The organism is Streptomyces sp. NPDC030021 (genome assembly GCF_055574035.1).
In genome coordinates, this window is record NZ_JBVIAH010000002.1 from 152,131 (window position 1) to 166,960 (window position 14,830).

Annotated in this window: 13 protein-coding genes; 11 read left to right on the forward strand and 2 right to left on the reverse strand. The window is 72.5% G+C overall.

The annotated features are described in order from the left end of the window. Positions 1-156 precede the first annotated feature (156 nt). Together ACZ4YL_RS03780 and ACZ4YL_RS03785 are read right to left on the reverse strand one after the other, a co-directional pair. A complete protein-coding gene (locus tag ACZ4YL_RS03780) occupies positions 157-1,437 on the reverse strand; it encodes an ALF repeat-containing protein (protein ID WP_468113577.1) in 1,281 nt (426 codons plus the stop codon). 93 nt (positions 1,438-1,530) lie between these two features. Then, the gene (locus tag ACZ4YL_RS03785; RefSeq protein WP_468113578.1) at positions 1,531-2,634 is read right to left on the reverse strand and encodes a Gfo/Idh/MocA family protein; all 1,104 of its coding nucleotides are present in this window, start codon (positions 2,632-2,634) and stop codon (positions 1,531-1,533) included. A gap of 56 nt (positions 2,635-2,690) precedes the next feature. Between ACZ4YL_RS03785 and ACZ4YL_RS03790 the strand changes: the two genes are divergently transcribed. From ACZ4YL_RS03790 to ACZ4YL_RS03840, 11 genes are all read left to right on the forward strand, one after another. After that, positions 2,691-3,914, forward strand: coding sequence for an ROK family transcriptional regulator (locus ACZ4YL_RS03790; RefSeq protein ID WP_468113579.1), 1,224 nt, complete (start codon positions 2,691-2,693; stop codon positions 3,912-3,914). 299 nt (positions 3,915-4,213) lie between these two features. Continuing rightward, a complete protein-coding gene (locus ACZ4YL_RS03795; protein ID WP_468113580.1) occupies positions 4,214-4,957 on the forward strand; it encodes a hypothetical protein in 744 nt (247 codons plus the stop codon). A 266-nt stretch (positions 4,958-5,223) separates the two neighbouring features. Next, complete coding sequence (locus ACZ4YL_RS03800; protein ID WP_468113581.1) at positions 5,224-5,988, forward strand: GntR family transcriptional regulator; 765 nt, start codon at positions 5,224-5,226, stop codon at positions 5,986-5,988. Positions 5,989-6,136: 148 nt separating this feature from the next. After that, positions 6,137-7,324: a TIGR03364 family FAD-dependent oxidoreductase gene (locus ACZ4YL_RS03805; RefSeq protein ID WP_468113582.1), complete on the forward strand. Its 1,188-nt coding sequence runs from the start codon at positions 6,137-6,139 to the stop codon at positions 7,322-7,324. A gap of 5 nt (positions 7,325-7,329) precedes the next feature. Then, positions 7,330-8,070, forward strand: coding sequence for a phosphonatase-like hydrolase (locus ACZ4YL_RS03810; protein WP_468113583.1), 741 nt, complete (start codon positions 7,330-7,332; stop codon positions 8,068-8,070). After that, positions 8,067-9,116, forward strand: coding sequence for an ABC transporter ATP-binding protein (locus tag ACZ4YL_RS03815; RefSeq protein WP_468113584.1), 1,050 nt, complete (start codon positions 8,067-8,069; stop codon positions 9,114-9,116). Before ACZ4YL_RS03810 ends, ACZ4YL_RS03815 begins: the two co-directional genes overlap by 4 nt. A gap of 142 nt (positions 9,117-9,258) precedes the next feature. Beyond that, the gene (locus tag ACZ4YL_RS03820) at positions 9,259-10,086 is read left to right on the forward strand and encodes a 2-aminoethylphosphonate ABC transporter permease subunit (RefSeq protein WP_468113585.1); all 828 of its coding nucleotides are present in this window, start codon (positions 9,259-9,261) and stop codon (positions 10,084-10,086) included. Next, the gene (locus tag ACZ4YL_RS03825) at positions 10,073-10,870 is read left to right on the forward strand and encodes an ABC transporter permease (RefSeq protein WP_468113586.1); all 798 of its coding nucleotides are present in this window, start codon (positions 10,073-10,075) and stop codon (positions 10,868-10,870) included. Before ACZ4YL_RS03820 ends, ACZ4YL_RS03825 begins: the two co-directional genes overlap by 14 nt. A gap of 80 nt (positions 10,871-10,950) precedes the next feature. Continuing rightward, entirely contained in the window at positions 10,951-12,027 is a 1,077-nt protein-coding gene (locus ACZ4YL_RS03830; RefSeq protein WP_468113587.1) for a 2-aminoethylphosphonate ABC transporter substrate-binding protein, read from the forward strand. 171 nt (positions 12,028-12,198) lie between these two features. Next, positions 12,199-13,728 (forward strand): alkaline phosphatase family protein, encoded by a 1,530-nt coding sequence (locus ACZ4YL_RS03835; RefSeq protein ID WP_468113588.1) that lies wholly within the window; start codon positions 12,199-12,201, stop codon positions 13,726-13,728. Between the two features lie 153 nt (positions 13,729-13,881). Then, positions 13,882-14,661, forward strand: coding sequence for an HAD-IIA family hydrolase (locus ACZ4YL_RS03840; protein WP_030016791.1), 780 nt, complete (start codon positions 13,882-13,884; stop codon positions 14,659-14,661). Positions 14,662-14,830 lie beyond the last annotated feature (169 nt).

Consider the following 14,830-nt stretch of genomic DNA (forward strand, 5'->3'; position numbering starts at 1 on the left):
CTTTTTTGTGGGGATCGGCTGGGGCGGCGGGGGGGAGCGTTGTAGTGGCCGCGGGCCCCCCAGGGGCTTGTGGGGGGGGGGGGGGGGGGGGGGGGAAGGGGGTGGGTCCCCCCCCCCCCCCCCCCCCCCCGCCCCTTACCCGTGCGTGCGGGGTGTTCAGCCCTCGGCCGACATGCGGCGACGGCGGTTGGCGAGCACCAGGGCGGCGCCCGCGGCGAGCGCGGCTGCGCTGCCGGCCGCGAGCCAGGCGTTCTCGGCGTCGTCGGCGCCCGTGCTGGCGAGTCGGCCGGACCCGCCCGCCACGGTCAGGTTGCTGTTGCTCCCGGTGCCGGTGCCGGTGCCGGTGCTCGTGCCCGTCGTCACGACCTGGGTCGTGCCGGTGCCCGTGCCGGTTCCTGTACCCGTGCCCGTGCCGGTCCCCGTGCCCGACTCCTCGGCGGCCTTGTCCTTGGCCCGCGCCTCGTGCTGGCCGGTCTTCAGGAACGCGGCGCGGTCCGCGGCCGTGCCCTTGAGCGCGGCGAGGGCGGCCTTCTTCAGCTCCGGTCCGGGGGTTCCGTTCAGCATCGAGGAGATCAGCACCTCGTTGTCCGTGTCGCGCAGCGCGTGCTGGGTGTTCTTCACGAACTCCCGCAGCTCGGCGTTGGACGGGTGCCCGTCGAGGAGCGCCTCGACGGCGGCCTTCAGGCCCGGTCCGGCATCGAGCAGCATCCGCGAGAGCTCGACGCGGTCGTCGCTCGCGCGGACCGAGTGCTGGCCCACCGCGACGAACTGGCGCACCTGTTCCGGCGTCCCGTCGCGCAGCAGTTTCACGACGGCCTCGCGGATGCCCCGGCCCGCGCCGTTCAGCATGCGGAACAGCTCCACCTGGTCGTCCTCGTACCGGGCCGTGTGCTGCCCGGTCGTCAGGAACTCCTTCAGCGCTGCGTGGGTGTTCGCCCGCAGGGCCTTCTCGGCCTCGCGCTTCACGGCGACACCGCCGGTGCTGTGGAGCCGGGCGACCCGGACCCGGTCGTCGGTGTACTGCTCCTTCTGCCAGATGACGTCGAGGAAGCGCCGCATGTCCGCGGCGGTCCCGTCGAGGGCCTTCTGCGCCGCCTCGCGCACGCCCGGACCGCTGGCCGGGTCGGCCAGGATCGCCTTGATCGCGGCCCGGTCCTTCGCCGCCTGCTCGTCGTCCCCGGCCTTCTCGTCCCCGGCCTTCTCGTCCCCGGCCTTCTGGTCCGCGGCCTTGTCGGCACCGGCCTTGTCGGCACCGGCCTTGTCGGCACCGGCCTTGTCGGCACCGGCCTTCGGGGCGTCGGGGGCCTGGTCGGGTGCGGTCGGTCCCGACGGCACGGCCGGTGACACCGCGTCGGCGGCGAAGGCGGGGGAGGAGAGCAGGACGGCCGGGGCCATCGCGGCGGCGGCGGCGACCGACGCGATCCGGGTCAGCTTCAAAGGTCATCCATTCTTCACGACGTCGACGATCTTTTAATGATCTTTAATCATCGAGAAGAATAGAATGATCATCGTCCGCCAAGCCTTCGATTTTCAGTCAGAAGCGGACGCTGTGGCGGGAATCTCCACGATCACGCCCTCCTCGGACGACCGGCGGGCCGCCGCCAGTACGTCGAGGCAGTTCGCGGCCTCGTGCGCCGTCACGGGCGCGGGCCCGCCCGTGCGCAGCGCGGCCACCACCGCCGCGTAGTACGCCGGGTAGTCGCCCTGCTCGGTCGGAACCGGGATCCCGCCGCCGGTCAGTGGGGACTCGCCGGAGCCGAGGACGCCCCACAGGTGCGGGGGCTCCTCGCCCCAGGGCAGGTCCCCGTCCGGACGCAGCCCCTCGCGCAGGGCGCCCTCCTGCGGGTCCAGGCCGTACTTCACGTATCCGGCGCGCGAACCCAGGACGCGGAACCGCGGCCCGAGCTGCGCGGTGGTCGCGCTGACGTAGAGGTGGGAGCGGACCCCGTTCGCGTGCGTGATCGCGATGAAGGTGTCGTCGTCCGTCTCGGCGCCCGGGCGGCGCAGGTCGGCCTCCGCGTAGACCCGTACGGCCGGGCCGAACAGCACCAGCGCCTGGTCCACGACGTGACTGCCGAGGTCGTACAGCAGGCCGCCGATCTCCTCCGGGGCGCCCGACTCGCGCCAGCCGCCCTTCAGCTGCGGGCGCCAGCGCTCGAAACGGGACTCGAAGCGCTGGACCTCGCCGAGCTCGCCGCCGGCGATGAGGCGGCGCACGGTGAGGAAGTCGTTGTCCCAGCGGCGGTTCTGGAAGACGGAGAGGAAGGTGCCGCTGCGGTCCGCGAGGGCGGCGAGCGCGCGGGCCTGGGCGGCGGTGGCGGCGAGCGGCTTGTCCACGACCACCGGGATGCCCGCTTCGAGAGCGGTGGTGGCGAGCGGGACGTGCGTCCGGTTGGGGGAGGCGATCACGACCAGGTCGAGGTCCCGGTTCCACAGCTCGGCGGCGGTGGCGGCGATGTGTACGTCGGGGAACTCGGCGCGGGCCTGGGCCTGCCGGGCCGGGTCGGAGGTGACGACGGTGTCGAGGGTGAGTCCGTCCGTGGCGGCCACGAGGGGGGCGTGGAAGACGGAGCCGGCGAGTCCGTAGCCGATGAGGCCGACGCGGAGGGGGGCGGAGGGGGCGGGGGTGCTCATGGGGACCACTTTGGCGACAGTGTTGTCAAAGTGCAAGGAGGGTGGACAATGGGCGAGTGAACAGGGGTAGCGGAGAGAGTCGGGGCGGGGTGAACCTGCCGGCGCTGCGTGGGTACAACGAGGCGCTGCTGCTGGATCTGCTGCGCGGCGCAGGCCCGGCGGGCCTGGGCCGCGCCGAATTGGCGGCCCGTACGGGTCTCACCCCACAGGCCGTCAGCAAGATCACGGCCCGGCTCGGCGCGGACGGGCTGGTCGTGGAGGCCGGCCGCGCCGCGTCCACCGGCGGCAAGCCGGTCACGCTGCTCCGGCTGGTGCCGGACGCACGTCACGCCGTCGGAGTGCACCTGGACCGCGACGAGCTCCGTGCGGTACGGGTGGACCTGGCGGGCCGCGTCGTCGCCGAGAGCGGTGGCCCGCTGGACTTCGGGGCCGGCCCGGAGGCGGCGGTGGAGGCGGTCGTACGGGCGGTCGCGAGGGTCGGGGATCCGACCGGGCTGCCGCTCCTGGGCGTCGGCGTGGCCGCACCGGGGCCGCTCGACCACCGGGCCGGGGCCATGGGGCGGGTGACGGGGTTCCCGAGCTGGAAGGGCTTTCCGCTGCGGGGGGTGCTGGAAGGGCGGCTGGGCCTGCCGGTGCTGCTGGACAAGGACACGAACGCCGGTGCGGCCGCGGCCGCCGGGGCATGGCTCCGGGCCGCCTGGCCGGACGCGGACGCGGATGAGGATGAGGATGCGGGCGCGGGCGCGGGTGTGGATGCGTATGCCGGGCGGTACGCGGACGCCGGGCAGGCCGCGAGTGTGGCTTCGGCTTCGGCTGCGTATGCCGGCGGAGGGTCCCGCACCTGCGTGTACCTGCACGTAGGGACCGGGCTCGGCGCGGGGTTGTGGCTGGGCGGCGGGGTCTACCGGGGTGCCCGCTCGGCGGCGGGGGAGTTCGGCCACCAGGTGCTCCTGCTGGACGGCCCGCCGTGCCGGTGCGGGGCGCGGGGCTGCGTGGAGGTGCTGTGCCTGGGGGCGGTGGCCCGAGGCGATCTTTCCGAGGCGGCACGGATCCTGGGCGAGGGTGCGGCCAACCTGGTCGCGCTCCTGGACGTGGACCGTGTGCTGCTCGGCGGGCGTGTGGTGGAGGCGGCCCCGGAGGTCTTCGTGGCCGGGGTCGGGGCCGTTCTCGCGGCCCGCGCGCTGGATCCGGCCCGGCCGGTGGTCGCCCTGGCGGGGGCGGGTGTGGCGGAGGGGGCGGCGGAGCTGGCGCTGGCGCCGTTGTTCGGGCGTGCGGGGTGAGTGAGGCAGGCTGCGGGGTGAGCGAGGCGGGGTGACCGGTGTGGCGCCACGCCGTTGCCGGGGGCCTGGCCCCCCGCCTCGAACGCCGGCGGGGCCGCAATGGCGGGGCTCCGCCCCGGCCCCGCGCCTCGAACGGCGGTGACGGATTTGACCTCATCCACCATTCGGGCGTAAACCGGAACAACTCAGGCGTGGCTCCCGATGAGGGGTCGCGCGGGGGTGGCAGGGTGCGGGCAGAGCCGGGGTGATTGTCACCTCGTCCGATCATCGTCCCGTCCGGCGAGCAGCGAAGGTCTTCCATGCGACTGCGCAAAGCCCTTGCCCTCACCGCAGCCCTCTCCGCCGCACTGGTCGCCACCACCGCGCCCACCGCCGGAGCCGACATCGGCGCGGGCGGCGGACGCCCCGCACCCGCACTGCCCTCCCGTGCGCAGGCCACCTGCGGCGACGGGAAGACCACCGCCTTCCCCATCGGGGCGCGGATCCGCGGCGGCCCGGCCGTGTACCGCACCGGCGCCGGGCCGCAGACCTGGTACCTGGACCTGACCAACACCACCAACTCCGAGTGCACGGCCATCCACCCGATCGTCGTCTTCACGGACAAGGCCCGCGTCCTGCGCCCCGCGCACCTGCGCATGGAGTTCGACGCCCCGGGCGGCACCTTCCCCGTCAGCCTGGAGAGCAGCGACCGCGACGAGATCATCGCCGTCTTCGACGGCGGCGACGCCTTTCCCGGCTTCACCGTCGGCCCCGGCGGTTCCCTGACCGTCAAGGTGGGCCTCTCCTTCGCCCCCGATGCGCCCGTCGGCGAGGTCGTCGCCGATGCCGCCCTCGTCCAGCGCAAGGGTGACGACGGCGACTGGATCGGCGAGGCGGGCGGTTACCGGTTCTCGGTCGAGGGGCCGGAGGATCCCGTCGAGGCGGGCTCCCTCGCCCACACCGGCCCGCGCGAGTGGGCGTACGGGACGGGTGCCGTGGCCGCGCTCGCCGCCGGTGGCGGCCTGCTGCTGGGGGCCCGCCGACTGCGCCGTTCCGCACGCTGAACCGTCCGCCGTTCCGCACGCTGACGTCCGCAGACCGCAAGCTGAACCGTCCGCCGTTCCGCACGCTGAACCGTCCGCAGACCGCACGGTGAACCGTCCGTCGGCCGTCCGTAGACCGTCCGTCGGCTGTCCGTCAGCCGCCCGTCGACCCTCCGTCAGCCGTGCGTGAACCGCCCGGGAACGCCCGGGAACGCTCGCGCACCGCCCGCGCACCGTCCGTGCCCCCGTCACCTCGTGGCGCCGGCCGCCCCGCATAGAGTCCCACCGTGGAAGAACAGACCCAGCGGCACCGCCCCGGCTCACCCGTGCGTTCCGGCATTCCCGAGCACGGCCGCATCCCCAAGTACTACGCCGTCAAGGCCCGCATCGCCGAGCTCCTCGACGAGCTCGGCGAGGGCGGCACGCTGCCCACCGAGCGCGATCTCGCCGAGCGGTACGAGGTGTCCCGCGAGACCGTCCGCCAGGCCCTGCGCGAGCTGTTGCTGGAGGGCCGGCTGCGCCGTTCCGGCCGCGGGACCGTCGTCGCCGGCCCCAAGCTGGAGCAGCCGCTCTCCCTCGCCAGCTACACCGAGGGCGTGCGCCGCCAGGGCCGCCGCCCGGGCCGTCATCTCATCGGCCTGGAGCAGTTCCCCTGCCCGCCCGACGTCGCTCCCGGCATCGGGGCCGAGCCAGGGGAGCCCGTCTGGCACCTGGAGCGGGTCCTGCTCGCCGACGACGAGCGCGTCGGCCTGGAGAGCACGTACATCCGGGTGGCCCGGGCCCCTCGCCTGGACAGCGACTTCCAGCCGGACTCCTCCTTCTACGCGTACCTCCGCGACAGCCTCGGCATCTCCTTCGGCGAGGCCGACGAGAAGCTGGAGACGGTCCTGGCGACCCCGCGCGAAGCCCTGCTGATCGGCACCCCGCCCGCTCTCCCCATGCTGCTCATCCACCGCTTCTCGCGGGACCAGGACGGCCGGCCGCTGGAACGGGTGCGTTCGCTCTACCGTGGTGACCGGTTCAGCTTCACGACCCGCCTGCGTGCCGAATAGCCCAGGAGCTATCGGTCCGTACCGGGCAGAACGGGACGCATTCTCATCACAAAAAGGTAACGGGTCTAGTCCAAGTGTCGGGGGCTGTTCACTGGGTCGTCGCCGGGCCGACCTTCCCGGGTCACGGAGCCGACCCACCGTTGGCGGCGTGAGAGTCATAGTCGTCGGAGGCGGCGTGGTCGGCACCATGCACGCCTGGCAAGCAGTAGAACGCGGCCACGAGGTCGTCCAGATCGAGCGAGAAGCGGAGGCCCGCGGCGCGTCCCTGCGTAATTTCGGCCAGATCTGGGTCAGCGGACGGGCCGGGGGAGAAGAGCTCGACACCGCTCTGCGGGCCCGCGAGCTCTGGGAGCGCATCGGCGCGGAGGTGCCCGGCCTGGGCTTCCGCGCCAACGGCTCCCTCACCCCCGTCCGCACCGCTCGCGAACTCGCGGTCGCCGAGGCGGCCCTGGCCCGCCCGGACGCCGCCGCCCGCGGCTACAAGCTGCTCACCGCGGCCGAGGCGCGGGAGATCAACCCGGCCCTGCGCGGCGCGTTCGAGGCAGCACTGTGGTGCGAGCGGGACGCGGCCGTCGAGCCGCGCACCGCGCAGCTGCACCTCCGGGAGGCCCTGCGCACCCGCGCCGCCGGCCGCTACACCTTCCTCGCCGGCCGCGAGGTCCGCGAGGTGGCCGGCCTCGGAGGCGGCCTCGGGGCGGGCCTCAGCGCCGGAGCCGGAGCCGCCCCCGGGGCCGGCCCCGCAGCCGTCCGCGACGACCACGGCGACGTCCACCGCGCCGACGCGGTGGTCCTGGCGACCGGTGCCTGGCTGTCCGGCCTGGTCCGCGAACTGGTCCCCGACCTGCCCGTGCGCCGCGTCCGCCTCCAGATGATGCAGACCGACCCGCTCGGCGAGCCGCTGACCACCTCCGTCGCGGACGCCGACAGCTTCCGCTACTACCCCGCCTACAAGTCCCCCGCGCTCGACACCCTCAACGCCGAGCAGGCACAGGCCCCGATCGCCGCCGAGCACAAGATGCAGCTGCTGATGGTCCAGCGCCGCGACGGCGGACTGACCATCGGCGACACCCACGAGTACGAGCACCCCTTCGCCTTCGACACCCTCGAAGACCCCTACGAGCACGTCGCCGCCGTGGCCGAATCCTTCCTCGGCCGCCCGCTGCCGAGGATCCGCCACCGCTGGGCGGGCGTGTACGCGCAGTGCGCCGACACCACCCGCGTCGTCCACCGCCAGCAGGTGGCCGACGGCGTCTGGCTGGTGACCGGACCCGGCGGGCGCGGCATGACCTGCTCGCCCGCCATAGCCGAGACCACCGCGAACGAACTGGGCTGGTAAGTCAGATGAGCGACATCACACACGAAACCGACGCCACCCGCGGCAAGTTGGTCGTCCTCGACATGGCCGGCACCACCGTCGCCGACGGCGGCCTCGTCGAGCGCGCCTTCGAGCAGGCCGCCGAACGCCTCGGCGTCGAGCCCGGCACCCCCGACCACGCCGAGAAGCTCCGGTACGTCCTCGACACCATGGGCGAGTCCAAGATCTCGGTCTTCCGCCACCTCTTCGGTACGGAGGAACTGGCCCGCCGCGCCAACTCCGCCTTCGAGGAGGCCTACGGCGCCCTCGTCGACGGCGGTCTCGTCACCCCGCTCCCCGGCGCCCGCGCCGCGATCGAGCAGCTCCGCGCCGACGGCCGCACCGTCGTCCTGACCACCGGCTTCGCCCGGGTCACCCAGGACGCCATCCTCGACGCCCTCGGCTGGCAGGACCTCGCCGACCTCACCCTCTGCCCCGCCGACGCGGGCGGACGCGGCCGCCCGTACCCGGACATGGTGCTGACCGCGTTCCTGCGCACCGGCGCCGTGGCCGGCGTACGCGACGTCGTGGTCGCGGGCGACACCGCCTACGACATGCTCAGCGGCCGCCGCGCCGGCGCCGGGACCGTGGCGGGCGTCCTCACCGGCGCCCACGACCGCACGGCGCTCACACGACACGGCGCGACCCACGTCCTGGCCTCCGTCGCCGAACTCCCCGCCCTCCTCGCCCTCCCCGCCCTCCCCACCCCGCCCGTGGAGTCGCCGTGAGCGGTATCCGTTTCGACGGGGTCAGCGTCGCCTACGGCGGCAACACCGTCCTGGACTCCCTCGACCTGACCGTCGAACCCGGCGAGGTGATGGCCTTGCTCGGCCCCTCCGGTTCCGGCAAGACCACGGCCCTGCGCGCCGTCGCCGGTTTCGTACGACCCGTCGCGGGGCGGGTACTGATCGGCGGCCGGGACGTCACCGCGCTCCCGCCGCACAAGCGCGGCATCGGCATGGTCGTCCAGCAGTACGCGCTCTTCCCGCACATGCGGGTCGAGGACAACGTCGCCTTCGGCCTCAAGGCCCAGAAGGCCCCCAGAGCCGAGATCCCCGGCCGGGTCGCCGAGGCCCTCGAACTCACCGGCATGGCCGCCTACGCGCGGCGCCACCCCCGCGAGCTCTCCGGCGGCCAGCAGCAGCGCGTGGCCATCGCCCGCGCCCTCGCCATCCGCCCCGGGGTGCTCCTGCTCGACGAGCCGCTGTCCGCACTCGACGCGCAGCTGCGCTCCGGGATGCTCACCGAGCTGGCCCGCCTGCACCGCGAACTGCCCGACGTATCGATTCTGTACGTCACCCACGACCAGGTGGAGGCACTCACCCTGGCCGACCGGATCGCCGTCATGGACCAGGCCCGGCTGCGGGACTGCGGGACCCCGCAGGAGCTGTACCGGGCCCCGCGCACCGAGTTCACCGCCTCGTTCGTCGGCAACGCGAACCTGCTGCCGGTGACGGTCGCCGAGAGCGGCGCGGTCTTCGAGGGCCGGACGCTGACCCTCGACCGCGGGCGGGCGGCGCCGGGCTCGACGGCGACCCTGTGCGTACGGCCGCACCTGCTCGGCCTCGGCACCGGCCCCAACGCGCTGAGCGGCACCATCGCCGAGGTCCAGTGGCGCGGCTCGACGCACCGGCTGTACGTGGACGTCGGCGGCCACCGCGTGAAGGCGGACCTCCCCGAGCTGCGGGAGACGCCCGCGCTGGGGGACCGGGTCACGCTGCACTTCGAGCCGCGGGACGCCGTGCTGCTGGCCGCCGGGGTGTCGGATGGCTGAGGCCACGCGGCGGGCGGCCGTGCCGGCTCAGGACCGGGGCTCCGCCTCGGACCCCGCGTCTCAGACTCCGCCAGCTACCGCTGGGAGGTGCCCCCTGGCGGGGCTGAAAGATCGGGGCTCCGCCCCGGACCCCGCGCCTCAAATGCCGCCGAGGCTGAATTCGGCACTATGGGCCCTGCCGCCCGTCGCCGTGCTCGCGCTCGTGTTCCTGTATCCGCTCGCGCTGGTCGTCCAGCAGTCGCTCAGCCCCGAGAACGGTGGCGGTGCCTTCGACGCGTACGCCTCCGTCTTCGCCTCGCAGAGCTTCCGCGAGGCCCTCGGGACCACCGTCTGGCTGGCCGTCGGTGCGACCGCCGGCTGCCTCGTACTCGGCTTCACGCTCGCGCTGATCATCGCCTTCGTGCCCTTCCCCGGGGCCCGCGCCGTCGCCAAGTTCATCGACGTCTTCCTCTCCTTCCCCTCCTTCCTCATCACCCTCGCCCTCCTCTTCGTCTACGGAACGGTCGGCATGGCCAACGGCCTCGTCACCGACCTCACCGGCGCCGCCGAGGGGCCCTTCCACTTCCTCACCACCCCCTGGGGCGTCCTGCTCGCGGAGATCACGTACTTCACGCCCTTCGTGATGCGCCCGCTGCTCGCCGCCTTCTCCCAGCTGGACACCGCCCAGCTGGAGGTCGCCGCCGGCCTCGGCGCCCGGCCCGCCCGGATCGTCCGGCAGGTGATCCTGCCCGAAGCCCTGCCGGCCCTCGCCGCCGGCGGCAGCCTCGTCCTGGTCATGTGCCTGAACGAGTTCGGGATCGTCCTGTTCACCGGCGCCAAGGACGTCACGACCCTCCCGATGCTCATCTACGGCAAGGCCATCCTCGAATCCGACTACGCGGCCGCCTGCGTGGTCGCCGTCGTCAACATCGCGATATCCGTCGGCCTGTTCGGCCTCTACCGGGTGGTGGGCAAGCGTGCTGGTGCATAGCAAGAGCGGCCGCTGGGCCGCCTGGGGCCTCTTCGGCCTCCTCTTCCTGCCGCTGTTCGCCCTGCCCCTGCTCGTCGTGGTCGCGGCCTCCTTCGCCACCCACTGGTCCGGTGCCTTCCCCTCCGGTCCGACCACCGAGAACTACGCGGCCGCCGTGCGCGGCGAATCCCTCCAGGCCCTGACCACCAGCCTGGTCACCGCCCTCGTCGCCAGCCTCCTCGCGCTCGCCGTCGGCACCTGGGCCGCGCTGGCCGCCGCCACGCTGAGGAAGCGCGCGAAGCGAATCCTGGACGCGCTGTTCATGCTGCCCGTCGCCGTGCCGTCCGTCGTCGTCGGCCTCGCCGTGCTCGTCGCCTTCAGCCGGCCCCCGGTCCTGCTCAACGGCACCAGCTCGATCGTCATCCTGGCGCACACGATCCTTGTCACGGCGTTCGCCCACCAGTCGGTTTCGGCGGCGATCGTACGGCTCGACCCCGCGTACGAGCAGGCGGCCGCCTCCCTGGGCGCCCGTCCCGCGTACGTCCTGTGGCGGGTCAAACTCCCCCTCCTGCTGCCGTCCCTCACGGCCGCGGCCGGTCTCTGCTTCGCCCTGTCCATGGGCGAGCTGAGCGCCACGATGATGCTCTACCCGCCGGACTGGATGCCCCTCCCCGTCCGCATCTTCACCGCCACCGACCGCGGTTCGCTCTACGGCGGCTCCGCCGTCGCCGTGGTCCTGATGGCCGCCACCCTGCTGGTCCTCCTGGCCGTCTCCCGCGTCCGCACCAGGGCCTCCTACCGCTGAACCGCCCGAACCGCCCGAACCGCCTGAACCGCCCCGCTCTGCGTTCCCTTTCCGACTCCCTTTCCCCGTAAGGAAGTTCCATGACCGGCAAGAGACTCCTCCGCACCGCCACCGTCGTCACCGGCGGCCTCGCCCTCGCCTGCTCCCTCACCGCCTGCGGCGGCGGCTCCTCCGCCGCCGACTCCGAGGGCGGCGAGAAGGTCGTCACCGTCTACAGCGCCGACGGCCTCAAGAGCGAGAAGGGCGACGGCTGGTACGACAAGGTCTTCGCCGACTTCACCAAGAAGACCGGCATCGAGGTCAAGTACGTCGAGGGCGGCTCCGGCGAGATGGTGCAGCGCGCCGTCCGCGAGAAGACCAACACCCAGGCCGACGTACTGATCACCCTTCCGCCCTTCATCCAGCAGGCCGACGGCAAGGGCCTGCTCCAGTCCTACAAGCCGCAGGGCTCCGACAAGGTCAACGGCGCGGACAAGGCCGCCGACGGCAAGTGGACCTCGGTCGTCAAGAACTACTTCGGCTTCGTCTACAACAAGAAGGAGCTCGCCGAGGCGCCCAAGACCTGGGAGGAGCTGCTCGACGCCAAGTACAAGGGCAAGCTGCAGTACTCCACCCCGGGTGTCGCGGGCGACGGCACCGCCGTGCTCATCAAGTCGATGCACGACTTCGGCGGCAAGGAGCCGGCGATGGAGTACCTGAAGAAGCTCCAGGCCAACAACGTCGGCCCGTCCTCCTCCACCAGCAAGCTCGCGCCCAAGACCGACAAGGGCGAGCTGCTCGTGGCCAACGGCGACGTCCAGATGAACTTCGCGCAGTCCAAGTCCATGCCGAACCTGGGCATCTGGTTCCCGGCGAAGGAGGGCGGCAAGCCCACCAGCTTCGCCCTTCCGTACGCGGCCGGCCTGGTCGACAAGGCCCCGCACACCGAGAACGGCAAGAAGCTCCTCGACTTCCTGCTCAGCGAGGAGGCCCAGCAGCTGGTCAGCGGGGTCGGCGGCGGCTTCCCGGCGCGCACCGACATCAAGCCGACCGACGCCAACGCCGTCGAACTCACCAAGCTCATGACGGGCGTGGAGATCTTCGAGCCGGACTGGGCCGACATCGACAAGAACCTCACCGGCTACGTCGACGCGTGGAAGTCGGCAACCGGAAGCTGACCGGTTACTTGCCGGCCACCCCCGACCGGCAGAGTGACCTTTGCATAACGGGTCTGGACCGAAGACCGCACCTTCGGTCCGGACCCGGCTCACACCGGAACACCGGAACGTACGTCGAACGTCGAAACTCCCCCGCTCCTTTCGCCGCTCACCTGCTCCCAGGAGGAGTACGTGTCCCCTGTCCTGCCCGGACGTCGTGCCATCGCCGCGACCGCCGTCACCTCCGCCCTGATCGCCGCCACCGCCCTGGCCACCTCCACCTCCGCCGGCGCCGCCGGGGCCGCGGTCAACACCGACAAGGTCCTCGTCATCGGCATCGACGGCGCGGTCCTGGACCGCGTCAAGGCCGCCGCCGCACCCCACCTGAACGGCCTGATGGCCCAGGGCCTGACGGCACGCAGCACTCTCTACGCGAGCCCGATGGCCGCCACCTCCTCGGGCCCCGGCTGGTCCACCATCGCCACCGGGGTCTGGCCCGACAAGCACGGCGTGAAGGACAACTCCTTCACCGGCAAGAACTACGCCGCCTACCCGGACTTCCTGACCCGCATCGAGAACGCCAAGCCGGCGCTCAACACGTACGCGGCCGCCGACTGGGAGCCCATCACCTCCACCGACCAGAACGGCCCGATCTTCTCCTCGAAGGTCGACAAGCGCCTCTCCCTCAAGGGCGACCGCGACGGCTACCGCACCGAGGACCCGAAGATCGCCGCGGCCGCCGCCGCCGAACTGCGCGACCAGAACCCGGACGCCGCCTTCGTCTACCTCGGCGAGATCGACGCGGCCGGCCACTCCTACGGCGCGGCCAGCCAGCAGTACCTCGACACCATCGCCCGCGTCGACACCCTGGTCGGCCAGCTCCTCACCGCCGTCAAGAACCGCCCGACGTACGCCCAGGAGAACTGGAAGATCCTGGTCACCACCGACCACGGCCACACCGACTCCGGGGGCCACGGCGGCTCGACCATCCAGGAGCGCGGCACCTTCGCCATCGCCAAGGGCGCGGGCATCCCGGCCGGCTCCGTGCGCGCCGACGTGCGGCTGGCCGACGTCGCCGCCACCGCGCTCGCCCAGGTCGGCGTCAGCGGCTCCGGCCTCGACGGCGTCCCGCTGAACGCCCCGGACGACGACCCCTTCGACACCCTGCGCCCGAACCTCCAGGCCCGGGTGGACGAGACGGGCATCCCGGCCGGAGTGAAGGGCTTCACGCACACCCCGCCCGCCGGCTGGTCCGTCGACAACTCCAGGATGGGCACGGGCGGTGTCACCGAGTGGGTCGGCTGGGCGTTCGCGACCGACGAGTTCTGGAGCCAGTCGCAGCGCGACCAGTGGCGCGAGCTGAACGTCCGCTCCCGTGACGTCTTCGCCGTCGCCGACTCCGACGAGTGGGACGACAAGAGCCACACCGGCACCTTCGACTCCACCCTCGTCACCCCCAAGTGGGCGGTCAGCGGCGGCAGCACGCGGAATCTGACCTTCCAGACGCACTACCGCCACGAGGCCGGCCAGACCGCCCAGGTCCTGGTCTCCTACAACGGCGCCGCCCCGGCCGTGGTGAAGACCTACACCGCCGACGCCGTCGCCAAGTCCGAGTCCCTCGCCCTCCAGGTCCCGGCCGGCGCCACCGACGTCCAGGTCCGCTTCCGCTACAGCGGCACCAACAACTGGTTCTGGACCGTCGACAACGTCCGCCTGGGCTGATTTCCTGGGCGATCACCTGGGCGATCACCTGGGCCGATCGCACCTCCCCGTGGTCCGGGTCCGGGCTGTGGACGGCAAGGACGTCCGCGGCCCGGCCCCGATAGGGTGGTACAGACCAGAGGTCGCAGGTCACCGAGAGCGGAGAACAGTCCAGTGGCAGAGCGCAAGCCGATCGAATCCTGGCTCACCGACATGGACGGGGTCCTCATCCACGAGGGCACCCCGATCCCCGGCGCCGATGCCTTCATCAAGCGGCTGCGCGAGTCCGGCAAGCCCTTCCTGGTGCTGACCAACAACTCGATCTACACCCCCCGCGACCTCCAGGCCCGCCTGAGCCGCATGGGGCTGCAGGTCCCCGTCGAGAACATCTGGACCTCGGCGCTGGCCACCGCGAAGTTCCTCGACGACCAGCGTCCGGGCGGCACGGCGTACGTCATCGGCGAGGCCGGCCTGACCACCGCCCTCCACGACATCGGCTACATCCTGACCGACCACGAGCCCGACTACGTGGTCCTGGGCGAGACCCGGACGTACAGCTTCGAGGCGATGACCAAGGCGGTCCGCCTGATCAACGCGGGTGCGCGCTTCATCTGCACCAACCCCGACGAGACCGGCCCCTCCACCGAGGGCCCGCTCCCGGCCACCGGTGCCGTCGCCGCGCTGATCACCAAGGCGACCGGCAAGAAGCCGTACTTCGCCGGCAAGCCGAACCCGCTGATGATGCGGACCGGCCTGAACGCCATCGGCGCGCACTCGGAGACCAGCGCGATGATCGGCGACCGGATGGACACCGACGTGCTGGCCGGTCTGGAGGCGGGCATGCAGACCTTCCTCGTCCTCACCGGCCTGACCACCGAGCAGGACACCGAGAAGTTCCCGTTCCGCCCGACCAAGACGGTCGCCTCGATCGCGGACCTGGTCGACCTGGTCTGACGCCGTACGCCGTACCCGCGTACGGCGTATCGCACCCGCCCGCCGCGTACCCGCGTACCCGAGTACGGCCGAACGGGCGTACCGAGTTTGGGGCGTACGGCCGACACGGACGGCGCCGCTCCGGATGCGCGGCGGCGCGCCGCGCGTGAATCTCCTTGTCGAGGAGGTT